The following is a 23,023-nucleotide window of genomic DNA, read 5'->3' as shown; positions in this document are numbered from 1 at the left end:
ACGGAGGACAATGCATGAGTACGACGGCAGCCCTGATTGAAACCGAATACCGGCTAGGCGCGCATAACTACAAGCCGCTCGACGTGGTGCTCTCGCGCGGCGAAGGCGTCTATGTCTGGGATATGGAGGGCAATCGCTACCTCGATTGCCTCTCGGCCTATTCCGCCGTCAACCAGGGCCACTGCCATCCGAAGATTCTGCAGGCGATGATGGAGCAGGCGCAGAAGCTGACGCTCACCTCCCGCGCTTTCCGCAATGACCAGCTCGCGCATTTCTACGAAGAAATCGCAGCGCTGACCGGCTCGCACAAGGTGCTGCCGATGAACTCGGGCGCCGAAGCCGTCGAGACCGCGGTCAAGGCCGTGCGCAAGTGGGGTTACGAGATCAAGGGTGTGGCCGAGAACCGCGCCGAGATCATCGTCTGCTCCAATAACTTCCATGGCCGCACCATGGGCATCGTCGGCTTCTCGACCGATCCGGATGCCCGCACCGGCTTCGGCCCGTTCGCACCGGGCTTCAAGGTCGTGCCCTTCGGTGACATCGAGGCCTTCCGCGCTGCGATCAACGAAAACACCGTCGCTTTCCTGGTCGAGCCGATCCAGGGCGAAGCCGGCGTCATCGTCCCGCCGGTCGGCTACTTCACGACGGTGCGCGAGCTCTGCACCAGGCACGGCATCACGCTGATCCTCGACGAAATCCAGACCGGCCTCGGCCGCACCGGCAAGCTGCTTGCCGAGGAGCACGAAGGCATCGAGGCCGACGTGACGCTGATCGGCAAGGCGTTGTCCGGCGGCTTCTACCCGGTCTCGGCCGTGCTTTCGAACTCCGAAGTACTCGGCGTGTTGAAGCCGGGCCAGCACGGCTCCACCTTCGGCGGAAACCCACTCGCCTGCGCCATCGCCCGCGCGGCGCTGAAGGCGCTGACCGAAGAAGGCATGATCGAAAACTCGGCACAGATGGGCGAGCGCTTCCAGAAGGGCCTCACCGACATCCGCTCCAACATCATCAAGGACGTGCGCGGTCGCGGCCTGATGCTCGCGGTGGAACTGGTCCCGGAAGCCGGCGGCGCCCGCAGATATTGCGAAGCGCTGAAGGAACGCGGCATCCTTGCCAAGGACACCCACGGCGACACCATCCGCATCGCCCCGCCGCTCGTCATTACCGCCGATCAGGTGGATTGGGCGATCGAGCACTTCGCGGCCGTCCTCGCCTCCGCCTGATATCAGTTCCGATCTGCCCCGATCGTTTGCGGGGCAGATCGTTCGTAAACGCTTGCAAAAGCAAGTCTTAACGAATCCCGGCCTATAGTCCCTTCCCAAAGCGCAAAGCGGTTCCTCCGCGCATGATGCAGCTGCGCCCCGCCGGATGTGATCGGCGGACTGTAAGGATTTCTCCCCGACGGAACATCGCCGCGTTCCCTTGCGCCGGCAGCCATGCGGAGACATCTCGAGTTTGGCGATGTCGCGCCCACGGGCGTCGACCGGAAAGCTGGAAGGACCTTCGATGACAAGCACACTCAGGACGGCCGGGTTCGACGGCGAGACGCTGGAGATCATTGCGTTCCGCCTCCACGATCAGGAATTCTGCGTCAAGACCACGACGATCCGCGAAATCCGCGGTTGGGCGCCGTCGACCCCCATTCCGCATTCGCCGCCGGAAGTAATCGGTGTCATGAACCTGCGTGGCACGGTGATCCCGATCATCGACCTCGCCCACAAGCTCGGCATGAAATCGACGACCGCCAACGAGCGCAGCGCTATCGTCGTTGCCGAAGTGCACAACATGGTGATCGGCCTCGTCGTCGATCGCGTCTCCGACATCCTCACCGTTCAGGGCAGCCAGGTGCAGCCCGTACCGGAAGTGACCGCGTCCTTCGACAAGAGCTTCGCCGAAGGCATCATCGCCAATGAGAACGGCATGATCTGCTTCCTCAATCTGGCACGCATGTTCAAGGAACGTGAGGTCGAAGAAATGGCCGCCTGATTTCGCATCAGCCAGCCACAAGCTATGTCAAGGCCATCCTGCACCGCAGGGTGGCCTTTGTTTTTTCGCATTGCCGACTCGGCAATCATTGAGAATTAGAAATAAAGAATCTACTAATTCAACTCAGATGCGGCATGTGAGTTTTTGCAACTGAAATTTGATAGTTGCTATTTTAACATCCGCTTAATAGTCCTGTTACTAACCTAGATTGCATAAACACGGCGCCTTGGGCATGAAGCCCGGTAGTTCGAACTCTCCCAACGAAGCACGAAGCCGCTGACCCGGAAGGGCCGGCCGTAGAACGGACCAGACATTTTCGGCAAGCCGGCCTTTGTCCTTGTCCAGAGAGTTGCGCCGCTTTGGCCCCGCAAGCCCTGTCGACAGCACGCACGAACACCGGTCTGAACCACGAACCAGATCAGAGGGTTATCATGTTCACTCTCGGGAAAATCGCGGATGCGAACCAGATCGTCGCCGCACTTTCAAAATCGCAAGCGATCATCCAGTTCGACCTGACCGGCAAGATCCTGACCGCCAACGAAAACTTCTGCCAGGCGCTCGGCTACAGCCTCCAGGAAATCGTCGGCCAGCACCATCGCATGTTCTGCTCTGCAGAATACGCCCAGACGCCGGAATACCGCGACTTCTGGGCCCGGCTCGGCCGCGGCGAATTCGACGCCAATGCCTACAAGCGCATCACCAAGGGCGGCCGCGAAATCTGGATCCAGGCGACCTACAACCCGGTTTTCCGCAACGGCAAACCCTACAAGGTCGTGAAGCTCGCGACCGACATCACCGCAGCCAAGGCGCGGGCGACCGAGGACGCCGGCAAGCTCGACGCGATCTCCCGCTCGCAGGCGGTGATCGAGTTCACGCCATCGGGCGAGATCCTGACCGCCAACGAAAACTTCTGCGCCGCCCTCGGCTACAACCTCCAGGAAATCCAGGGCAAGCATCACAGTATGTTCTGCGAGCCGAACTACGCCCGCACCGCTGAATATGCCGACTTCTGGAAGCGTCTCGCCGCCGGCGAGTTCTTCTCCAACGAGTTCGTGCGTTACGGCAAGGGCGGCAAGGAAATCTGGATCCAGGCCGCTTACAATCCGATCCGCGACTTCAGCGGCAAGGTCTACAAAGTGGTCAAGTTCGCGACCGACGTCAGTGAGCGCATGAGCGCGATCAACAGCCTCGGCGCCGGCCTGAGAGCGCTCGCCGAAGGCGATCTGACCCGCAGCCTCGACACGCCCTTCGTGCCCAGCATGGAAACGGTGCGGACTGACTTCAACGATGCGACCGCCAAGCTGCGCGAGGCAATGCGCACCGTCGGCGACAACGCCAGCGCGATCGCTTCCGGTGCCCGCGAGATCCGCGCCGCCGCCGACGACCTGTCAAAACGCACGGAACAGCAGGCGGCCTCCGTCGAGGAGACCGCCGCAGCGCTCGACGAGATCACCACGACGGTCGCCGACTCCAGCCGCCGCGCTGAAGAGGCGGGCGGGCTGGTCGCCAAGACCAAGGCCGGCGCCGAGCGCTCCGGCAACGTGGTCAAGAGCGCCATCGGCGCAATGGGTCAGATCGAACAATCGTCCCGCGAAATCTCCAACATCATCGGCGTCATCGACGACATTGCCTTCCAGACCAACCTCCTGGCGCTCAATGCCGGCGTCGAGGCAGCGCGGGCCGGAGAAGCCGGCAAGGGTTTTGCAGTCGTCGCCCAGGAGGTGCGCGAACTGGCGCAACGATCAGCCAGTGCGGCCAAGGACATCAAGGCGCTGATCGGCGCCTCGACCGAACACGTCAAAAACGGCGTGTCGCTCGTCGGCCAGACCGGCACGGCCCTCGAAGAAATCCTGACCCAGGTCCAGGAAATCAACGCCAACGTCTCGGCGATCGTCGAGGCTGCCCGCGAACAATCGACCGGCCTCAAGGAAATCAACCAGGCGGTCAACTCGATGGACCAGGCGACCCAGCAGAACGCCGCGATGGTCGAGGAAAGCACGGCCGCAAGCCACGCCATGGCCCGCGAAGCCGAAGCCTTGCACGAACTCCTGAGGCAGTTCCGCTACGGCCACGAAGCCCAGATCATCGACGCGAACCGCCACTTCGACGATCGCGCGCAGCCGACCCGGCTGCATTCAACCGCCCGCGCCATGCGCGGCGGCCAAAGAACAAGCCTTGCCGCGGCACCGGCCGCGGATGGCTGGCAGAATTTCTGAGCGCACATCCCTGCACCCCGCGCTCGGGAATGGGGAAGGCGGCGACCGGTCGTCGCCTTCCCTTAAATCTTTTCAGGAGAAGTGCCCGTTTGGAAAAGCGCTCTATCGGCTGAGCGCGTAGAGCCTGCCGCGGTGGTGAAGGCGGGTTAGGCGGCTTCCGGACGTTTGATCTTCGGCGCCGCTTCCAGCACCAGCGGCGTCAGCCCCTCGCCGCCCTTGTCGATGTGCTCGAACAATTTGCGCCGCATGCGCGGCTCCCAATATTTGTTGATATGGGTTGCGACGCCTTGGGCCGCCTCGCTCTGCGGCTGGCTTTTGAAGAAAGTGGCGATCTGGTTCGCCATGTAGATCAGCTTGGCGTTGGTGTTGTCATGCGACATCGGCGACAGCTCCGGACTTGATACGTTCGGCATGGGTGAAAATCTCGAATTCATCGCCGCGCACGAGCGCAATCAGCGTCATGCCCGCGGCTTCGGCCGTGCGGATGGCAAGCGCCGTCGGTGCCGAAATGGCGATGATGACGGGGCTGCCGACGACGGCCGTCTTCTGCACCATCTCGACGGACACGCGGCTGGTGACGACGACGGCGCCCTCGCTCCCCTTGAAGCCGGCGCGCGCGGCAGCACCCACCAGCTTGTCGAGGGCATTGTGGCGACCGACATCCTCACGGACTGCGATGAGCCCGCGGCCCGGGACGTAGAAAGCGGCACCGTGCACGGCGCGCGTCTCGAAATGCAGCGGCTGCTGGCCGTTGAGCAGCGACACGGCCGAAACCACATCCTCTTGCGACAGCGTCAGCTTCGAGCGGGAAACATCCGGCGTCGGCCGCACCGCCTGCTCGATCGATTCGATACCGCAAAGGCCGCAGCCGACCGGCCCCGCCATGTGGCGGCGGCGCTTGCGCAGCATGTCGTTCTCTTCGTCCTGAAGCACGATCTGCAAGTCGATGCCGAGATTGCCGGCGACCGTCTCGGCGACGACCTCGACCGTTTCGATCTGACCGGGATCGGTAATGATGCCCTCGGTCAGGCTGAAGCCGACGGCGAAATCCTCGAGATCACCGGGTGTCGCCATCATCACCGCATGGGTCGAACCACCATAGCTGAAGGCAATCGGCGTCTCCTCGGGCACGGCACGCGCGCCGTCCCGAAGCGCGCCGTTGCGGCGAGCGGCCTCGGGTACGGTCTTGGATGTTTTAAACGTCGCCATGATCGATCGCGGTGCGAGCCGTCACTCCGCCGCCTCCAGCTTGCCGGAAATCCGGCGCGACTGGCGGGCTTGCTCGTCGTAATCCTGTTGCCAGTCGGACGGCCCGTTCGACGGCATCACCTGCACCGCGGTCACCTTGTATTCCGGGCAGTTCGTCGCCCAGTCGGAGAAGTCGGTGGTGATGACGTTCGCCTGCGTCGTCGGATGGTGGAAGGTCGTGTAGACGACGCCGGGCGCGACGCGATCGGTGATCAGCGAGCGAAGGGTCGTTTCTCCCGCACGGCTGGTCAGCCTGATCCAGTCGCCGTCACGGATGCCGCGCTGTTCGGCATCGTGCGGATGGATTTCCAGGCGGTCTTCCGCATGCCAGACGACGTTGTCTGTGCGCCGCGTCTGGGCGCCGACATTGTACTGGCTGAGGATACGGCCTGTCGTCAGCAGCAACGGGAAGCGCGGGCCGGTGCGTTCGTCCGTCGCAACATATTCGGTGCGGATGAACTTGCCCTTGCCGCGCACGAAGCCATCGACATGCATGATCGGCGATCCCTCGGGATGCGCCTCGTTGCAGGGCCACTGCACGGAACCCATCTTCTCGAGATAGTCGTAGGAAACCAGCGCGAAGCTCGGTGTCGTCGCGGCGATCTCGTCCATGATTTCGGAGGGGTGGCGGTAGTTCCAGTTGAGGCCCATGGCCTGGGCGAGCTTCTGCGTGACTTCCCAGTCGGCATAGCCGTTCTTCGGCGTCATCACCTTGCGCACCCGGTTGATGCGGCGCTCCGCATTGGTGAAGGTGCCGTCCTTTTCGAGGAAGGTCGAGCCCGGCAGAAACACGTGGGCGTAGTTGGCTGTCTCGTTCAGGAACAGGTCGTGCACGACGACGCATTCCATCGCGGCGAGGCCGGCGGCCACATGCTTGGTGTCAGGGTCCGACTGCAGGATGTCCTCGCCCTGGATGTAAAGGGCCTTGAAGGTGCCGTCGACCGCGGCATCGAGCATGTTGGGGATGCGCAAGCCGGGCTCGTTGGAGATCTCGACGCCCCAGAGCTTCTCGAAAGTCTCGCGGGTAGCATCGTCGGAGATGTGGCGATAGCCCGGCAGCTCGTGCGGGAACGAGCCCATGTCGCAGGAGCCTTGCACGTTGTTCTGGCCGCGCAGCGGGTTCACGCCGACGCCCGGCCGGCCGATGTTGCCGGTGACCATGGCGAGGTTGGCGATCGCCATGACGGTGGTCGAGCCCTGGCTGTGCTCGGTAACGCCGAGACCGTAATAGATCGCGCCGTTGCCGCCCGTGGCGTAGAGCCTTGCCGCGCCACGCACGAGATCCGCCGGCACGCCGGTATAGGCTTCCGTCGCCTCCGGGCTGTGCTGCGGTTCGGCAACGAAGGCTGCCCAGTCCTCATATTCCGACCAGTCGCAGCGCTCGCGGATGAACTTCTCGTCCGAGAGGCCTTCGGTAACGATCACGTGCGCGATCGCCGTCAGGATCGCGACGTTGGTGCCGGGTTTCAACGGCAGGTGATAGGCGGCTTCCACATGCGGCGAGCGCACGATGTCGGTGCGGCGCGGATCGATGACGATCAGCTTGGCGCCTTCGCGCAGCCGCTTCTTCAGCCGCGAGCCGAAGACCGGATGACCGTCGGTCGGGTTGGCGCCGATGATGACCGCGACATCGGTGAATTCGACGCTGTCGAAGTTCTGCGTGCCGGCCGACGTGCCGAAGGCCTGGCCGAGACCGTATCCGGTCGGCGAGTGGCAGACGCGGGCACAGGTGTCGACATTGTTGTTGCCAAAGCCGGCGCGCACCAGCTTCTGCACCAGATAGGTCTCTTCATTGGTGCAGCGCGACGAGGTGATGCCGCCGACGGAATCGCGGCCGTATTGATATTGGATCCGCCGGAACTCGGAAGCCACATGCGCATAGGCCTCCTCCCAGGTGACCTCGCGCCAGGGATCGGAGATCTTCTCGCGGATCATCGGGTTGAGGATGCGGTCCTTGTGGTTGGAATAGCCATAGGCGAAGCGACCCTTGACGCAGGAATGGCCGCGGTTCGCCTGGCCGTCCTTCCACGGCACCATGCGCACCAGTTCTTCGCCGCGCATTTCCGCCTTGAACGAGCAGCCGACGCCGCAATAGGCGCAGGTCGTCACGACCGAATGCTCGGGCTGGCCGATCTCGATCACCGACTTCTCGGTGAGCGTCGCGGTCGGACAGGCCTGCACGCAGGCGCCGCAGGACACGCATTCCGACGACAGGAAATCTTCGGCCATGCCGGCCGAAACGCGGCTGTCGAAACCACGGCCGCCGATCGTCAGCGCAAATGTGCCCTGCACTTCCTCGCAGGCGCGCACGCAGCGCGAGCAGACGATGCATTTGGCCGGATCATAGGTGAAATAGGGATTGGACTCGTCCTTCGGCATCCACTTGGCGTTGATCTCGCCATTGTTGCGCGCCGTGACGTGGTTCTCGCCCTCATAGCCATAGCGCACGTCGCGCAGGCCGACGGCACCGGCCATGTCCTGCAGTTCGCAATCGCCGTTGGCCGCACAGGTCAGACAGTCGAGCGGGTGGTCGGAGATATAGAGCTCCATAACCCCGCGCCGCACATCCTTCAGCCGCGGCGTCTGGGTGGAGACTTCGATGCCGGCTGCGACCGGCGTCGTGCAGGAGGCCGGCATGCCGGCGCGTCCCTTGATCTCGACGAGACAGAGGCGGCAGGAGCCGAAGGCATCCATCATGTCGGAGGCGCAGAGCTTCGGCACCTCGATGCCGGCATCCATCGCCGCGCGCATGATCGAGGTACCCTCGGGCACGGTGACCTCGCGCCCGTCGATCGTAAGCGTCACCAGCTTTTCGGACTTCGAAGCAGGAGTGCCGTAGTCGATTTCATGAATGAGAGACATGGTCTTCCTCCTCACTCCGCCGCTTCAACGCGCGGTGCCGGCTGAAAATCATCCGGGAAATGGGTCATGGCGCTCATGACGGGATAGGGCGTAAAGCCGCCCAGCGCACAGAGCGAACCGAACTTCATCGTGTTGCAGAGATCGGCGAGCAGTTCGCGATTCTTCTCCGGCTCGATGCCGGCGGCGATCTTGTCGGCGACCTCGACACCGCGCGTCGAACCGATGCGGCAAGGCGTGCACTTGCCGCAGCTTTCGACCGCGCAGAACTCCATCGCGAAACGTGCCTGGTGCAGCATGTCGACTGTATCGTCGAAAACGACGATTCCGGCATGGCCGATGAGGCCGTCACGTGCGGCAAAGGCTTCGTAGTCGAACGGCGTGTCGAACAGCGCCCGCGGGAAATAGGCGCCGAGCGGGCCGCCGACCTGCACGGCCTTCACCGGCCGGCCGCTTGCCGTACCGCCGCCGATGTGATCGACGATCTCGCCGAGCGCCAGGCCGAAGGCGGTCTCAAAGAGGCCGGCATGCTTGACGTTGCCGGCGATCTGGATCGGGATCGTGCCGCGCGACCGGCCCATGCCGAAGTCGCGGTAGTAGGCAGCGCCCTTGTCCATGATGATGGGGACTGAGGCGAGCGAGATGACGTTGTTGATCACGGTCGGACAGTCGAAGAGGCCCTTGTGGGCCGGAAGCGGCGGCTTGGCCCGCACGATGCCACGCTTGCCTTCGAGACTGTTCAGGAGCGCCGTTTCCTCGCCGCAGACATAGGCGCCGGCGCCGGTGCGCACTTCCATGTCGAAGGCACGGCCGGAGCCGAGCACCGAGGTGCCGAGCACGCCGGCCTTGCGGGCGATCTCGATCGCCTCGGCCATCGCCGCGATCGCATGCGGGTATTCTGACCGGGTGTAGATGAAGCCCTTGGTGGCGCCGGTCGCGATGCCGGCGACCGCCATGCCCTCGATCAGTACGAAGGGATCGCCTTCCATGATCATCCGGTCGGCGAAGGTGCCGCTATCGCCTTCATCGGCGTTGCAGACGATGTACTTCCGGTCGCCCGCGGCGTCGAGAACGGTCTTCCACTTGATGCCGGTCGGAAAGCCGGCGCCGCCACGGCCGCGAAGGCCGCTTTCGGTCACCTGCGCGACAATGTCCTGCGGCGCCATGGCAATGGCATTGCGCAGACCGGCGAGCCCGCCATGGGCCTGGTAGTCGTCGAGCGACAGTGGATCGATGATGCCGCAGCGGGCAAAGGTCAGTCTCGTCTGCTGCTTGAGGAAGGGGATGTCCTCGGTCTTGCCGAGACAGAGCGCATGATCGTCGCCGTCGAGCAGGCCGGCATCCAGCAGCGAGATCACGTCACGCGCCTTGACCGGGCCATAGGCAACACGGCCACCCGCCGTTTCCACCTCGACCAGGGGTTCCAGCCAGTGCATGCCGCGCGAACCGTTGCGCACGATCGTGGCGTCGAGGCCGCGTGCGCCGATCGCCTCGGCCATGGCCTTGGCAACCTTCTCCGCACCGAGCGCTATCGCCGCTGCATCGCGCGGGATGTAGATCTTGACCGTCATCGCCGGGCCTCCTGAACGAGCGCTTCGAGCTCAGCGGCATCGACCCGGGCATGCACCTCTCCGTCGAGCATGGCGGAGGGTGCGCACGAACAGAGCCCGAGACAGTAGACCGGCTCCAACGTCACGGCGCCATCCGGGGTCGTCTGGTGAAAATCGATGCCGAGCAACCGCTTCGCCCGCTCGGCAAGCTGATCGCCGCCCATCGACTGGCAGGCTTCGGCCCGACAGAGCTTCAGCACGTGGCGCCCGGCCGGAAGCTCGCGGAAGTCATGGTAGAAGGTCATGACCCCGTAAACTTCGGCGCGCGACAGGTTGAGCTCGCGCGCTATCACCGGCAGACATTCCTGCGGCACATAGCCGAATTCTTCCTGGATCTCGTGCAGGATCGGCAGCAGGGGCCCTTCGAGCCCCTTCAGCGCCTCGACGATGGCGAGCGTGGTATCCGCGATATCGGCGCGCGGCTGATGGATATTCAACGGGAGCCCTCCCGGCTCGTGGCGAGGCGGCGACACCCGAAACGGGCGATCGGCCCAGCCGACATTTCACTTCTGGCGAAGGCCGTTCCTCGGCGGTCTCCGGCCATGATCAAAAAGCTTCGCGCTTATGACCCCATGGGTCAATAAGGCTGTTCCGTCGATCGATAGAAAAAATCTATCGAGCCTGATTTCGCTCACCCAGGATACGCGCCTCGTGCAGCAAAGCGGAGACGAGTGGCGTAAACGGTTCGCGATGCGTCGCAACCAGGCCGACCGTGTGACGGGCGTCCGGATCGACGATCGGGATCATCCGGATATCCTCGTGAAAACCAAATGATTTCGCGACGTTGAACGGCATGATGCTGGCCCAGCGACCGGTGCGCACATGGGAAAAAAGCACGATCATCGAGTTCGATTCGAGCGTCGGCTTGGCCACGGCGCCGGCCTCTGCGAAATGCTGGTTAATGATGCGGCGGTTCTGCATATCGGCCGTCAATAGACAAAGCCGAACGTCGCTAACCTCTTTCCACGTCACGCTTTCCCGCTCCGAAAGCGGCGTGCCGGCGGCGGTGACGAGGTGGTAGCGCTCGACCTGGAGCGGAACGCTGGTCACCCGGCCGAGCGGCTCGTTCTCCAGATAGGTCAAGCCGGCATCGATCTCGAGGTTTTCGAGCAGCGCCAGGATCTGCACCGATGTCGTCGACAGCACGGAAAAGGTGACGTCCGGGTGCTTTTCCTGGAACGGCGCCGTCAGCATCGGCACCATGGCGAGCGTCGTCGGCACCGCGGCAAGCCGGATATGCCCGGAAAGACCCTTGCGCGCCGCCCGCATCTCCTCCCGCATGGTGCGGGTGTCGCCGACAATGCGCCGGGCCCATTCGAGCACCCGCTGACCCTCGGGCGTCAGCCCCTGGAAACGCGAACCACGGCTAACGAGCATGACACCGAGCTGACCCTCCAGCTGACGAATGGCCGCCGACAGCGTCGGCTGCGTCACCCCGCATTCCTCCGCCGCGCGACCGAAATGCCGTTCGCGCGCAAGGACGAGGAACATTTCCAGCTTATCGATCATATCCGGCTTTCAGTTATTGTGGCTCTGCCCCTCACCCTGACCCTCTCCCCGCTTGCGGGGCGAGGGGACGTGGCGCTTCGCGTGGTAGCCCCTTCAGGATGCGAGCCCCGAATGGAGTGGACGAAGCCAGCGGACGCCGCAGCCGACTTCATCAACCGCTCAAACGATCAACTGGCCACCATTGACCTCGAGCACCTGCCCCGTGATGTAGCCCGACAGCGCATGCGAGGCGAGGAAGAGATAGGCAGGCGCACAATCCTCCGCCGTTCCAAGCCGCCCGAGCGGGATGGTCTTGCGGGTCGCCTCCAGTTTCTCCGGCGACGAATAGCGTTCGTGGAAATCGGTGGTAATCGTGCCGGGCGAGACGCAATTGACCCGGATCCCCTCGGGCGCGAGTTCGCGGGCCAGCGCCTTGGAATAGGTGGAAACGAAAGCCTTGGTCGCCGAATAGATCGAAGAGCCGGCACTGCCCCCGGTCAGAGCCGAGATCGACACCGTGTTGACGACCGCCGGATGCGTGCCCTTGCGTAGCAGCGGCAGCATGGCCCGCGTCATCTCGACGACCGCCGTCTGGTTGAGCTGGACGACGGTCTGATACTGCTCGTCAGTGAGCTCCGCCGCGGGAAAGCGACCGACCATCGTGCCGGCATTGTTGATGAGGATATCGACGTTGTCGAACCGGCTGCGCACCACATCGGCCAGCCCCTCGACACCACCCGGTGCCAGGAAGTCGGCAGTGGCGACATGCGCCCGGCCTTCCGTTGCCGCCGATTCGAGAAAATCGGGCAATTCACCGATCGACCGGCCGGCATGAACCAGCACGTGCGCGCCGCAATCCAGAAACTGCCGCGCCACCTCCAGCCCGATGCCGCGCCCGGCCCCGGTGACGACGACGGTCATGCCTTTGAACAAGGCCGGATGAAACATGTCTTTCCCCTCTTCATTCCTCGGGCAGCGTCGCCCATCGCCGAAACGAATGCAACGCGCTCCGATATTTTAAACCACGACGAAACCGGTTTCACGATAAACGCCGATTTAGGAAATTGCGCAGCTTTCGTTTTCGCATATTATGAAAGAAAACGAAAATGAGGAGGATGGAATGTATCTGACAGGTCGGCAGGCGGAGATCCTGGAGCTGGCAAAAGGCGAAGGTCGCGTGCTCGTGGAAGAGCTGGCGCAGCGCTTTTCCGTGACGCCGCAAACGATCCGAAAGGACCTGAACGATCTCTGCGACGCCAAGGTTCTGAACCGTATTCACGGCGGTGCGATCTTCCCGAGCGGCAAGGAAAACGTCAAATACGATGCCCGCCGCCAGATCGCGGCGCCGGAGAAACAGGCAATCGGCAAGGCTGCCGCCGAACTCATCCCCGACAATGCGTCGCTCTTCATCAATATCGGCACCACGACGGAAGCCGTCGGCGAGGCTCTTCTCGACCACAAGGAATTGATGGTCATCACCAACAACATCAATGTCGCCAACCGCTTACGCGTCTTCCCCTCGATCGAGGTGGTGATCACCGGCGGCGTCGTGCGCGGCTCCGACGGCGGCATCGTCGGCGAGGCGGCCGTCGACTTCATCAAGCAGTTCAAGGTCGACTTCGCCGTCATCGGCGCCTCGGCGATCGACCATGACGGCGCGCTGCTCGATTTCGATTTCCGCGAAGTGAAAGTCGCGCAGGCGATCATCGCCAATGCACGCCACGTCATCCTCGTTTCCGATTCGACCAAGTTCGAAAGAACCGCGCCGGTGCGCATCGGTCATATCTCGCAGGTCCAGACCTTCATCACCGATCGCTGCACGCTCGAAAACGTGAGGAAAATCTGTGCCGAACAGGACGTTCGGCTGATCGAAACCGACGCCTGAATCGGGAGGATTAGGCACCCCTAAAGATTCGGGGCGCATTCGTTTGACATTCGATATGTTTTCGTTTTAACTGATTTCACTTTCGCTGACGCATCAATTTGTGCATCGCGAAACGTGGAGGGGAAACAGCAGTGTCAGAGCAGGCAATCTACGACGTCTTCGTCATCGGCGGCGGCATCAACGGATGCGGCATCGCGCGCGACGCGGTCGGCCGCGGATATTCGGTCGCCTTGGCCGAAATGAACGATTTCGCTTCCGGCACCTCTTCCGGCTCCACCAAGCTCATTCACGGCGGCCTGCGCTATCTCGAACATTACGAGTTCCGGCTGGTGCGCGAAGCGCTGATGGAACGCGAAGTGCTCTGGGCGATGGCGCCGCATGTCATCTGGCCGATGCGCTTCGTGCTGCCCTATCACAAGGGTGGCCTGCGACCGGCCTGGCTCATCCGCCTTGGCCTCTTCCTTTACGATCATATCGGCGGCCGAAAGCTGCTGCCGGCGACGGCGACGCTGGACATGAACCGCGACCCAGCCGGCCAGCCGCTGAAGCCCCTGTTCAACAAGGCATTCGAATACTCCGACGGCTGGGTCAATGATGCCCGCCTCGTGGTTTTGAACGCCCGCGACGCAGCAGACCGCGGCGCCGTCATCATGGCGCGCACCCGTGTCGTCTCCGCGCGCCGCGACGGCGCGCTCTGGACGATCGAAACCGAAAACCAGGCGACGGGCGAACGCAAGACCCTGAAGGCCCGCATGCTCATCAATGCCGCCGGCCCCTGGGTCGATGCGGTGCTTTCCGGCGCGCTCGGCAAGAACGATGTCCACAATGTCCGCCTCGTGCAGGGCAGCCACATCGTGGTGAAGAAGAAGTTCGACGATCCGCGCGCCTATTTCTTCCAGAACCCGGATGGCCGCATCATGTTCGCCATCCCTTACGAAGAAGATTTCACGCTGATCGGCACAACCGATCGCGATTACGCGGGCAATCCCTCGGACGTCCGCATCAGCGACGCCGAGATCGACTATCTCTGCGGCGCGGCGAGCGAGTATTTCCTGGAACCGGTCAGGAAGGACGACATCGTCTGGACCTATTCGGCCGTGCGCCCGCTTTATGACGACGGCGCCAGCAAGGCACAGGAAGCAACGCGCGACTACGTGCTGCGCGTCGAGGGCGACAAGGGCACAGCACCCCTGCTCAATGTCTTCGGCGGCAAGCTCACGACCTACCGCCGCCTCGGCGAATCCGCGCTGGACAAGATCGGTGAATCGATCGGCGTCAAAGGGGCGAAATGGACGGCCGGATCGAAGCTTCCGGGCGGTGATTTTCCGGCTCAAGGCTATGCCGATGAGGTGGCAAGGCTGCGGAAACAATACTCTTTCCTTGCCCCCGCACATGCCCGCCGCCTCGTGCGCCTTTACGGCACACGCGCCGCGGCGCTTCTGGGTTCGGCTTCGAACGAGGCCGGCCTCGGCCACCGCTTCGGCGCCGATCTCTACGAGGTCGAGGTCCAGTGGTTGATGACGCAGGAATGGGCACGGCACGCCGAGGACGTGCTGTGGCGCCGGACCAAGTTGGGACTGAAGCTGACGCCCGGCGAGGCGGCAGCGCTGGAGGAATACATGCGGGGCKCGGCTAACGCAGCCGCCTGAGGACGCTCGCATTCAGAAGCATTTCCAGCGAAATCGCGCAGCGGTTTCTGCGTCCGGAGATGGGAAATACGACGACATGGAGCGTTTCCGCACGGCGTGGAAACGCTCTGGACTGCCGACAGGCTGGGTGGAGAATTCAATGCTTGAAATGAAGAAGATATCCAAGGTCGTGGGCGGGGAGACGCATATCTACCCGACCGACCTGGTGCTGGAGAGGGGGTCGCTGAACGTGCTGCTCGGCCCGACCCTTTCCGGCAAGACGTCGCTGATGCGGCTGATGGCCGGTCTCGACAAGCCCGCTTCCGGTTCGCTGACTTTCGATGGTGCCGACGTCACCGGCTTGCCGGTACAAAAGCGTTCGGTCGCCATGGTCTACCAGCAGTTCATCAACTATCCGGCGATGACGGTCTATGAGAACATCGCCTCGCCGATGCGCATCAGCGGCGCGGATGCTGCTACCATCGACCGCGAAGTGCGCAAGGCTGCCGATCTCCTGAAGCTGACACCTTATCTCGATCGCACACCGCTCAATCTCTCGGGTGGCCAGCAGCAGCGCACGGCACTCGCCCGCGCCATCGTCAAGAACGCCGATCTCGTGCTGCTCGACGAACCGCTCGCCAACCTCGACTATAAGCTGCGCGAGGAACTGCGCGAGGAGCTGCCGAAGATCTTCGCCGCGTCCGGCGCCATCTTCGTCTATGCGACGACCGAACCTTCGGAGGCATTGCTGCTCGGCGGCAATACGGCGGCCCTCAGCCAGGGCCGCATCACCCAGTTCGGCAAGACGATCGACGTCTATCGCCGCCCGGTCGACCTCATCACCGCCCGCACCTTCGCCGACCCGCCGCTGAACTGCATCGAACTGGTCAAATCAGGCTCCGCCTTCACGCTCGACAGCAAGTCCGTGCTCGCCGTTCCGGCGCATCTGGCTGGCATCGCCGACGGTCGTTGCACCGTCGCCTTCCAGCCGCATCACATCTCCTTCGACCGCCCCCAGGGCGGCGGCGATGCGCTCACCGTCAAGACGGCGATCTCCGAAATCGCCGGCTCGGAAAGCTTCATTCACGTCGGCTTTGCCAATGCGCGCTGGGTCATGCTGGCGCCGGGCATTCACGACATCGAACCCGACGCGACCCTCGAGGTCTTCGTCGATACCCGCCATCTCATGGCTTTCGGGCCGGATGGTCGCGCCATCGGCGGCACGGCCTAAAGGAGGCGCTGGGAGGAAAACATGGCACGCATCGACCTTGAACATATCCGCCACGCCTATGGCGCCAAGCCGAAGTCGGAAAACGACTACGCGCTGAAGGAAGTGCATCACGAATGGAACGACGGCGGCGCCTACGCGCTGCTCGGTCCGTCCGGCTGCGGCAAGACCACGCTGCTCAACATCATCTCGGGCCTGATCAACCCGTCGGAAGGACGCATCCTCTTCGACGGCAAGGACGTGACGCATCTCTCCACGCAGGAACGCAACATCGCCCAGGTGTTCCAGTTCCCGGTCATTTACGACACGATGACGGTCTACGACAATCTGGCCTTCCCCTTGCGCAACCGGCATGTGCCGGAAGCCGAGGTCGATCGCCGGGTCAAGGAGACGATCGAGATGATCGGCCTTGGCGGCTGGGCGAAGAAGACCGCCCGGGGCCTTACCGCCGACCAGAAGCAGAAGATCTCGCTTGGCCGCGGCCTGGTGCGCAACGACGTCAGCGCCATCCTGTTTGACGAGCCGCTGACCGTCATCGATCCGGAAATGAAGTGGGTGCTGCGCTCGCAGATCAAGCGGCTGCACAAGCAGTTCGGCTTCACCATGGTCTACGTCACCCACGACCAGACCGAAGCGCTCACCTTCGCCGACAAGGTCGTCGTCATGTATGACGGCCAGATCGTGCAGATCGGCACGCCGGCGGAACTCTTCGAGCGCCCGCGGCATACCTTCGTCGGCTACTTCATCGGCTCGCCGGGCATGAACGTGCTGCCGGTCAAGCTCGACGGCAGCACCGCGACGGTTGGCGGCGAGCAGGTGGGTCTCACCTTCCAGCCCAAGGTCAGGGCCGGCGCCAAGACCGAGCTCGGCATCCGCCCGGAATTTGTTTCGCTTAGCCGCGAAGGCATGCCGGTCGCGATCACCAAGGTCGAGGATATCGGTCGCCACAAGATCGTGCGCGCCCGTTTCGCCGATCAGCCGATCTCGATCATCGTCGATGAAGACGGCGAAATCCCTGCCGAGCCGCGCGTCACCTTCGATCCGAAAGCCATCAACATCTACGCCGATTCCTGGCGCGTCGGCGAGGAGGCCTGACCATGGAGAAAACCTGGAACAACAAGGCCTGGTTCATGGTGCTGCCGGTCCTCGTGCTGGTCGCCTTCTCGGCCGTCATCCCGCTGATGACCGTCGTCAACTATTCGATCCAGGACACCTTCGGCAACAACCAGTTCTTCTGGGCCGGCACCGACTGGTATGTCCAGGTGCTGACGTCGGACCGCTTCTGGGACGCGCTCACCCGCAACCTGATCTTCTCGGCGATCATCCTCGCCATTGAAATTCCGCTCGGCATCGTCATCGCGCTCAACATGCCGAAGAAGGGTCTCGGCGTGCCGGTCTGCCTCGTCCTGATGGCGCTGCCGCTCCTGATCCCGTGGAACGTCGTCGGCACCATCTGGCAGGTCTTCGGCCGCGTCGACATCGGCCTGCTCGGCCGCACGCTCGAGGCGATCGGCATCAACTACAACTACGTACAGAACCCGGTCGCCGCCTGGGTGACGCTGATCGTCATGGACGTCTGGCACTGGACGAGCCTCGTCGTGCTGCTGTGCTATGCCGGCCTCGTCTCGATCCCGGACGCCTATTACCAGGCGGCCAAGATCGACGGCGCCTCGCGCTGGTCGGTGTTCCGCTACATCCAACTGCCGAAGATGAAGCGCGTGCTTTTGATCGCCTTCCTGCTGCGCTTCATGGACTCTTTCATGATCTACACCGAGCCCTTCGTCGTCACCGGCGGCGGCCCCGGCAACTCGACCACCTTCCTGTCGATCGACCTCGTCAAGACGGCCATCGGCCAGTTCGACCTCGGTCCGGCGGCAGCGCTATCGATCATCTACTTCCTCATCATCCTGCTGCTCTCGTGGATCTTCTACACCGTGATGACCACGAGCGACGCGCAGGGCTGATAAAGGCGGGAGGAGAAACAAAATGCAGACAAAACCGCTTACCGAACGCCTCTCCTGGCTGGTGCCGACGATCTACATCGTCTTCCTGCTCCTGCCGATCTACTGGCTCGTCAACATGAGCTTCAAGGAAACGAGCGAGATCCTGAGCACCTTCTCGCTCTGGCCGGTCAACCCGACGCTCCGGAACTACCAGGTGATCTTCACCGATCCCTCCTGGTACAACGGCTACATCAACTCGATCATCTACGTGGTCATGAACACGGTGATCTCGGTGACGGCGGCGCTGCCGGCCGCCTATGCCTTCTCGCGCTACCGCTTCCTCGGCGACAAGCACCTGTTCTTCTGGCTGCTCACCAACCGCATGGCGCCGCCGGCAGTCTTCGCGCTGCCCTTCTTCCAGCTCTATTCGGCCTTCGGCCTGATCGACACGCACATCGCCGTGGCACTCGCCCACTGCCTGTTCAACGTGCCGCTCGCCGTCTGGATCCTGGAAGGCTTCATGTCCGGTGTGCCGAAGGAAATCGACGAAACCGCCTATATCGACGGTTACTCGTTCCCGCGCTTCTTCGTGAAGATCTTCATGCCGCTGATCGCCTCGGGCATCGGTGTCGCTGCGTTCTTCTGCTTCATGTTCTCCTGGGTCGAACTGCTGCTTGCCCGCACGCTGACGACCACGGACGCCAAACCGATCGCCGCCACCATGACCCGTACGATCTCCGCCTCCGGTCTCGACTGGGGCGTGCTGGCGGCTGCCGGCGTGCTCACCATCATTCCGGGCGCGCTCGTGATCTATTTCGTTCGCAACTACATCGCCAAGGGCTTTGCCCTGGGGAGGGTATGATGACCGCTCAACCCATTCGCAAGGCGCGCTGGCAACTGCCGTTTGCCGCCGTTCTCGTCGTCTACGCCGCCGTGGCGGGGCTGCTGTTCAGCATGCTGCCGATCAAGGACGGCGCGCGCGACTGGTTCGCGCCGCTGGTCGCCGGCGGCTGGATGGCCTGGTCGTTTCCATCGGCCATGTTCTTCCTCACCATCTTCGCACTGCTGTCGATGATGGCGGTCTGGGAATATGCCTCGCCGGGCGGCAATCCGCGCGTCGGCATCCTGCGCTTCGAGACGACACGGGGCGATCGGCTCTTCGTGTCGCTGCTCGGCAGCGCCTTCATTCACCTCGCATGGCTCGGCTTCGTCGGCGGGCAGAACCTGTGGTGGGCGCTCGCGCTCTCCCTAGTCTATGCCGTCGGCGTCTTCCGCTACGTCTGAGGCGAACCGATTTGAGGGGCCGCCGGAAAGCGGCCCTTCGAAAGCTAAAGAACCGCACTCGCAAACCTAAAGGGAGGGAATTATGCGACGGCATCTTTTGACTACGACGGCGGCTATGCTGCTGGCCTTTACCGGTTCGGCATTCGCCGGCATGGACGAGGCGAAGAAGTTCCTCGACAGCGAGATCGGCGACATGTCCTCGCTCGACCGCGCGGCCCAGGAAGCCGAAATGCAGTGGTTCGTTGATGCGGCGAAGCCCTTTGCCGGCATGGAAATCAAGGTCGTCTCCGAAACGATCACCACCCATGAATACGAATCGAAGGTGCTCGCCAAGGCCTTCTCCGACATCACCGGCATCAAGATCACCCACGACCTGATCGGCGAAGGCGACGTCGTCGAAAAGCTGCAGACGCAGATGCAGTCGGGCGAAAACGTCTATGACGCCTACATCAACGACTCGGATCTGATCGGCACCCATTGGCGCTACCAGCAGGCCCGCAGCCTGACCGACTTCATGGCCAATGAAGGCAAGGACGTCACCAACCCGAACCTCGACATCGACGACTTCATCGGCAAGTCCTTCACGACCGCGCCAGATGGCAAGCTCTACCAGCTGCCCGACCAGCAGTTCGCGAACCTCTACTGGTTCCGCTACGACTGGTTCAACGACGAGAAGAACAAGGCAGACTTCAAGGCGAAGTATGGCTACGACCTCGGCGTTCCGGTCAACTGGTCGGCCTATGAGGACATTGCCGAGTTCTTCACCGGTCGCGAAGTCGACGGCAAGAAGGTCTATGGACACATGGACTACGGCAAGAAGGACCCGTCGCTCGGCTGGCGCTTCACCGACGCCTGGCTGTCGATGGCCGGCAACGGCGACAAGGGCATCCCGAACGGCAAGCCGGTCGACGAGTGGGGCATCAAGGTCGACGAGAACTCGCGCCCGGTCGGCTCCTGCGTTGCCCGCGGTGGCGACACCAACGGCCCGGCCGCCGTCTACTCCATCCAGAAGTACCTGGACTGGATGAAGGCCTATGCACCGGCTGCTGCCCAGGGCATGACCTTCTCGGAATCTGGCCCGGTTCCGTCGCAGGGCGAAGTCGCCCAGCAGATGTTCACCTACACGGCGTTTACGGCCGACTTCGTCAAGCCGGGCCTGCCGGTTGTCAACGAGGACGGCACGCCGAAGTGGCGCTTCGCTCCGAGCCCGCACGGCGTCTACTGGAAGGACGGCATGAAGCTCGGTTACCAGGACGCCGGTTCCTGGACGCTTCTGAAGTCCACGCCTGACGACCGCGCCAAGGCCGCCTGGCTCTATGCGCAGTTCGTGACCTCGAAGACCGTCGACGTGAAGAAGAGCCATGTCGGTCTCACCTTCATCCGCCAGTCGACGCTGGACCACAAGAGCTTCACGGACCGCGCTCCGAAGCTCGGCGGTCTGATCGAGTTCTACCGTTCGCCGGCCCGCCTGCAGTGGTCGCCGACCGGCACGAACGTTCCGGACTATCCGAAGCTGGCTCAGCTGTGGTGGCAGGCGATCGGCGATGCATCCTCGGGCGCCAAGACCGCGCAGGAAGCCATGGACTCGCTCTGCGCCGAGCAGGAGAAGGTTCTCTCCCGTCTCGAGCGCTCGGGCGTTCAGGGCGACATCGGTCCGAAGCTGGCCGAAGAGCACGATCTCGAATTCTGGAACAAGGACGCCGTATCCAAGGGCAACCTCGCTCCGCAGCTGAAGATCGAGAACGAGAAGGAAAAGCCGCAGACCGTCAACTACGACGATCTGGTCAAGAGCTGGCAGAAGTAAGAAACCAACGGCCGCCTGCAAAACGGGCGGCCCTCATCTCCTCGGGAGATGCGGCACCGGGGTCGGCAACGGCCCCGGTTTTTCGTTGCAAGGGCCTATCGGAGGCGTGCAGGAAATCCGTGGCGGCCGGCCCAAGCCACGATCAATGCCGGCAGAAGGCACGCAAGCAACGCGGCTGGGAAGATCGTCGCGCCGACGCCGGCAAGAAGCAGGCCGCCAAACAGTCCGCCTCCGGCCATTGCGGCATTCCAGGCCGTGACGATCATCGCTTGGGCGGTGTCCGCATGCGCCCCTGCAGCCTTTGCCGAGGCGGTCTGAAACAGCGTCGGCGCGCCGCCGAAAGCCAATCCCCAGACGACGACACCGAGGTAGATCGCAACCGGCCGGTCCCCGAAAATGAGAAACAGAAGGGAAGCCGCTGCGAAAAGCGCGATACTCGCGAGGGTCGCCACCCGCAAATGACGATCGACGATCGCACCGATGACCGGGATGACGACCAGCGATGCGACTCCGAAAACAAGCAGGACCTTGTCTGCCCGTCCACTCAGCCCCGCAGGCTTAAGAAAGGGCACGATGTAGGTGTAGAGGATGTTGTGGGCGAAGACGACGGCGAAGGTAACGAAGAGCGCCGGCCGAACGCCCGGCAATCGCCACACGGACGACAGCCTGTTTGCCGTTTCTGCTCGTTCTCCCTGGAAGTCGGGCAGGGCTCGCAACGCCCAGCCAATGACCAGCACGGTGATGATGCTCAGGAATGCGAAAGCCCATCGCCAGCCGGTCAAATCCCCAAGGAACGTTCCGCCGGGGATGCCGATCGAGAGAGCCACGGGTGCGCCGAGCATTGCGATGGCTATCGCCCGACCCTGCCGATGCGGCTGCACCATCCGGCTCGCATAGCCTGCAGCCAAAGCCCACAACAGGCCGGCAAAAACGCCTGCGAAGAAACGGGCAGCCATCGTGACCGCATAATTCGGCGAAAGCGCCGTCACGGTATTTACGATCGCAAATCCTGAAATGGCCGCGATCAGCAGGGGTCGCCGTCGCCATGTCTTGGTCAGCTCGACGAGCGGAATGGCAGCGACCAGCGAACCGATGGCATAGATGGTCACCATCTGCCCGGCCATTGCCTGTGAGATACGCAGGTCGGCCGCGATTTGCGGGAGCAGGCCAGCCGGCAATGCCTCGGTCAGGATCGTGATGAACCCGGCGGTTGCCAGCGCGAGCAGCCCGGAGAGTGGAAGCCGCGCGCTGGTCGCAGCAGTTTGTGCCCGCATCGCGTCCGATCGGGATCGCGTCAAGCAGTCGGTCGATGGCATGGAATCTGTCTTTCGAAAGGCCGGCGACGCGGCTCCCTAGATCGCGGAGGCGCCACCAGGCTGGTGTCTCATCGGTGGCTAAGGCAGCACCGCGCTACTTCGAATCGGCGCTGCCGACGGCACGCCGGGGAAGCACGAGATCATCCACACGGTAGGTGTGGAACTCGCTGGACGAGACCGCATCGAGAGCGCGAAATTTCGCCAGGAAGACCGGGTCGGAAAAGAACTCCCCGACATTCCCTTCGTCGGCGATCGCTTCGACATTGACGACCGTCTTGCCATCCGTGCTCTTGGAAAGGTTGCTCCAGAGGAAGCCTTCCTTCCGCGCGGCCACGTAGTGCACCACATCCTGGATCAGCCGAAAGGCCTCCTCCTGTTTGCCCGGATGCGGGTGGATGACGTTGACGATGAACACGGTGGGCTGAGGACCGGCACTGAAGCCGGCAATAGGTGGCTGCTGCATGTTTTCTCCTTCGTCGCCGCAGACCTTCCGCGTAGCGAACGCGGATTGGCGGCGCGAAGGACTATGCC

The 23,023-nt window shown here is 63.0% G+C and carries 20 protein-coding genes; 11 read left to right on the top strand and 9 right to left on the bottom strand.

The features are described 5' to 3' along the window. The first annotated feature begins 14 nt into the window (after positions 1-14). The 3 genes from rocD (at position 15) to AB4Z53_RS09330 (ending at position 4,199) form a co-directional block, all read left to right on the top strand. On the top strand, positions 15-1,220 hold the full coding sequence (rocD, locus tag AB4Z53_RS09340; protein ID WP_441595615.1) for an ornithine--oxo-acid transaminase: 1,206 nt from the start codon (positions 15-17) through the stop codon (positions 1,218-1,220). A 283-nt stretch (positions 1,221-1,503) separates the two neighbouring features. After that, a complete protein-coding gene (locus AB4Z53_RS09335) occupies positions 1,504-1,983 on the top strand; it encodes a chemotaxis protein CheW (RefSeq protein WP_113541013.1) in 480 nt (159 codons plus the stop codon). A gap of 431 nt (positions 1,984-2,414) precedes the next feature. Beyond that, positions 2,415-4,199: a methyl-accepting chemotaxis protein gene (locus AB4Z53_RS09330; protein ID WP_441595614.1), complete on the top strand. Its 1,785-nt coding sequence runs from the start codon at positions 2,415-2,417 to the stop codon at positions 4,197-4,199. 146 nt (positions 4,200-4,345) lie between these two features. Here AB4Z53_RS09330 and AB4Z53_RS09325 read toward each other — a convergent pair whose 3' ends face one another. The 7 genes from AB4Z53_RS09325 to AB4Z53_RS09295 all read right to left on the bottom strand — a co-directional run bounded on the left by AB4Z53_RS09325 (position 4,346) and on the right by AB4Z53_RS09295 (position 12,352). Beyond that, positions 4,346-4,579, bottom strand: coding sequence for a formate dehydrogenase subunit delta (locus AB4Z53_RS09325; protein WP_113541011.1), 234 nt, complete (start codon positions 4,577-4,579; stop codon positions 4,346-4,348). Next, on the bottom strand, positions 4,569-5,408 hold the full coding sequence (gene fdhD, locus AB4Z53_RS09320) for a formate dehydrogenase accessory sulfurtransferase FdhD (RefSeq protein WP_223725747.1): 840 nt from the start codon (positions 5,406-5,408) through the stop codon (positions 4,569-4,571). The genes AB4Z53_RS09325 and fdhD overlap by 11 nt, the downstream gene beginning before the upstream one ends. 21 nt (positions 5,409-5,429) lie before the next feature. Continuing rightward, positions 5,430-8,309 (bottom strand): formate dehydrogenase subunit alpha, encoded by a 2,880-nt coding sequence (gene fdhF, locus AB4Z53_RS09315; protein WP_441595613.1) that lies wholly within the window; start codon positions 8,307-8,309, stop codon positions 5,430-5,432. Positions 8,310-8,320: 11 nt separating this feature from the next. Further along, the gene (locus AB4Z53_RS09310) at positions 8,321-9,877 is read right to left on the bottom strand and encodes a formate dehydrogenase beta subunit (RefSeq protein ID WP_113541008.1); all 1,557 of its coding nucleotides are present in this window, start codon (positions 9,875-9,877) and stop codon (positions 8,321-8,323) included. After that, the gene (locus AB4Z53_RS09305) at positions 9,874-10,353 is read right to left on the bottom strand and encodes a formate dehydrogenase subunit gamma (protein ID WP_441595612.1); all 480 of its coding nucleotides are present in this window, start codon (positions 10,351-10,353) and stop codon (positions 9,874-9,876) included. The genes AB4Z53_RS09310 and AB4Z53_RS09305 overlap by 4 nt, the downstream gene beginning before the upstream one ends. A gap of 175 nt (positions 10,354-10,528) precedes the next feature. After that, a complete protein-coding gene (locus tag AB4Z53_RS09300) occupies positions 10,529-11,425 on the bottom strand; it encodes a LysR family transcriptional regulator (protein ID WP_441595611.1) in 897 nt (298 codons plus the stop codon). A 159-nt stretch (positions 11,426-11,584) separates the two neighbouring features. Next, on the bottom strand, positions 11,585-12,352 hold the full coding sequence (locus AB4Z53_RS09295; protein WP_441595610.1) for an SDR family NAD(P)-dependent oxidoreductase: 768 nt from the start codon (positions 12,350-12,352) through the stop codon (positions 11,585-11,587). Between the two features lie 172 nt (positions 12,353-12,524). Between AB4Z53_RS09295 and AB4Z53_RS09290 the strand changes: the two genes are divergently transcribed. The 8 genes from AB4Z53_RS09290 to AB4Z53_RS09255 all read left to right on the top strand — a co-directional run bounded on the left by AB4Z53_RS09290 (position 12,525) and on the right by AB4Z53_RS09255 (position 21,176). After that, positions 12,525-13,289: a DeoR/GlpR family DNA-binding transcription regulator gene (locus tag AB4Z53_RS09290; RefSeq protein WP_113541004.1), complete on the top strand. Its 765-nt coding sequence runs from the start codon at positions 12,525-12,527 to the stop codon at positions 13,287-13,289. A 131-nt stretch (positions 13,290-13,420) separates the two neighbouring features. Continuing rightward, positions 13,421-14,938 (top strand): glycerol-3-phosphate dehydrogenase, encoded by a 1,518-nt coding sequence (gene glpD, locus AB4Z53_RS09285; RefSeq protein ID WP_441595609.1) that lies wholly within the window; start codon positions 13,421-13,423, stop codon positions 14,936-14,938. Positions 14,939-15,077: 139 nt separating this feature from the next. Then, on the top strand, positions 15,078-16,148 hold the full coding sequence (locus AB4Z53_RS09280) for an ABC transporter ATP-binding protein (protein WP_223725754.1): 1,071 nt from the start codon (positions 15,078-15,080) through the stop codon (positions 16,146-16,148). 21 nt (positions 16,149-16,169) lie between these two features. Continuing rightward, complete coding sequence (locus AB4Z53_RS09275) at positions 16,170-17,240, top strand: ABC transporter ATP-binding protein (protein ID WP_223725755.1); 1,071 nt, start codon at positions 16,170-16,172, stop codon at positions 17,238-17,240. Between the two features lie 2 nt (positions 17,241-17,242). Then, entirely contained in the window at positions 17,243-18,109 is an 867-nt protein-coding gene (locus tag AB4Z53_RS09270; RefSeq protein WP_223725756.1) for a carbohydrate ABC transporter permease, read from the top strand. 22 nt (positions 18,110-18,131) lie between these two features. After that, a complete protein-coding gene (locus AB4Z53_RS09265; protein WP_441595608.1) occupies positions 18,132-18,950 on the top strand; it encodes a carbohydrate ABC transporter permease in 819 nt (272 codons plus the stop codon). Further along, a complete protein-coding gene (locus AB4Z53_RS09260; protein WP_113540998.1) occupies positions 18,950-19,372 on the top strand; it encodes a DUF2160 domain-containing protein in 423 nt (140 codons plus the stop codon). Before AB4Z53_RS09265 ends, AB4Z53_RS09260 begins: the two co-directional genes overlap by 1 nt. Before the next feature lie 82 nt (positions 19,373-19,454). After that, positions 19,455-21,176, top strand: a complete 1,722-nt coding sequence (locus tag AB4Z53_RS09255; RefSeq protein WP_441595607.1) for an ABC transporter substrate-binding protein — start codon at positions 19,455-19,457, stop codon at positions 21,174-21,176. Between the two features lie 95 nt (positions 21,177-21,271). On the opposite strand, the gene AB4Z53_RS09250 is transcribed toward AB4Z53_RS09255, so the two are convergent. Both AB4Z53_RS09250 and AB4Z53_RS09245 read right to left on the bottom strand, forming a co-directional pair. Next, the gene (locus AB4Z53_RS09250; RefSeq protein WP_441595606.1) at positions 21,272-22,450 is read right to left on the bottom strand and encodes an MFS transporter; all 1,179 of its coding nucleotides are present in this window, start codon (positions 22,448-22,450) and stop codon (positions 21,272-21,274) included. 136 nt (positions 22,451-22,586) lie between these two features. Continuing rightward, positions 22,587-22,955, bottom strand: coding sequence for an antibiotic biosynthesis monooxygenase (locus AB4Z53_RS09245; RefSeq protein ID WP_113540996.1), 369 nt, complete (start codon positions 22,953-22,955; stop codon positions 22,587-22,589). Between the last annotated feature and the right edge of the window lie 68 nt (positions 22,956-23,023).

It is taken from the genome of Ensifer sp. 2TAB8 (genome assembly GCF_052115125.1).
Classification (GTDB): Bacteria; Pseudomonadota; Alphaproteobacteria; order Rhizobiales; family Rhizobiaceae; genus Ensifer.
The sequence above is the reverse complement of the archived record's forward strand: the minus strand, read 5'-3'. Positions and strand labels throughout refer to the sequence as shown.

Bases quoted from the DNA above. Each gene is read 5' to 3' on its own strand.
- AB4Z53_RS09245 (WP_113540996.1), bottom strand. From the start codon at position 22,955: ATGCAGCAGCCACCTATTGCCGGCTTCAGTGCCGGTCCTCAGCCCACC.
- AB4Z53_RS09310 (WP_113541008.1), bottom strand. From the start codon at position 9,877: ATGACGGTCAAGATCTACATCCCGCGCGATGCAGCGGCGATAGCGCTC.
- AB4Z53_RS09250 (WP_441595606.1), bottom strand. From the start codon at position 22,450: ATGCGGGCACAAACTGCTGCGACCAGCGCGCGGCTTCCACTCTCCGGG.
- fdhD (WP_223725747.1), bottom strand. From the start codon at position 5,408: ATGGCGACGTTTAAAACATCCAAGACCGTACCCGAGGCCGCTCGCCGC.
- AB4Z53_RS09290 (WP_113541004.1), top strand. From the start codon at position 12,525: ATGTATCTGACAGGTCGGCAGGCGGAGATCCTGGAGCTGGCAAAAGGC.
- AB4Z53_RS09330 (WP_441595614.1), top strand. From the start codon at position 2,415: ATGTTCACTCTCGGGAAAATCGCGGATGCGAACCAGATCGTCGCCGCA.
- AB4Z53_RS09300 (WP_441595611.1), bottom strand. From the start codon at position 11,425: ATGATCGATAAGCTGGAAATGTTCCTCGTCCTTGCGCGCGAACGGCAT.
- fdhF (WP_441595613.1), bottom strand. From the start codon at position 8,309: ATGTCTCTCATTCATGAAATCGACTACGGCACTCCTGCTTCGAAGTCC.
- AB4Z53_RS09270 (WP_223725756.1), top strand. From the start codon at position 17,243: ATGGAGAAAACCTGGAACAACAAGGCCTGGTTCATGGTGCTGCCGGTC.
- AB4Z53_RS09335 (WP_113541013.1), top strand. From the start codon at position 1,504: ATGACAAGCACACTCAGGACGGCCGGGTTCGACGGCGAGACGCTGGAG.
- AB4Z53_RS09260 (WP_113540998.1), top strand. From the start codon at position 18,950: ATGACCGCTCAACCCATTCGCAAGGCGCGCTGGCAACTGCCGTTTGCC.
- rocD (WP_441595615.1), top strand. From the start codon at position 15: ATGAGTACGACGGCAGCCCTGATTGAAACCGAATACCGGCTAGGCGCG.
- AB4Z53_RS09275 (WP_223725755.1), top strand. From the start codon at position 16,170: ATGGCACGCATCGACCTTGAACATATCCGCCACGCCTATGGCGCCAAG.
- AB4Z53_RS09325 (WP_113541011.1), bottom strand. From the start codon at position 4,579: ATGTCGCATGACAACACCAACGCCAAGCTGATCTACATGGCGAACCAG.
- AB4Z53_RS09295 (WP_441595610.1), bottom strand. From the start codon at position 12,352: ATGTTTCATCCGGCCTTGTTCAAAGGCATGACCGTCGTCGTCACCGGG.
- AB4Z53_RS09280 (WP_223725754.1), top strand. From the start codon at position 15,078: ATGCTTGAAATGAAGAAGATATCCAAGGTCGTGGGCGGGGAGACGCAT.
- AB4Z53_RS09265 (WP_441595608.1), top strand. From the start codon at position 18,132: ATGCAGACAAAACCGCTTACCGAACGCCTCTCCTGGCTGGTGCCGACG.
- AB4Z53_RS09255 (WP_441595607.1), top strand. From the start codon at position 19,455: ATGCGACGGCATCTTTTGACTACGACGGCGGCTATGCTGCTGGCCTTT.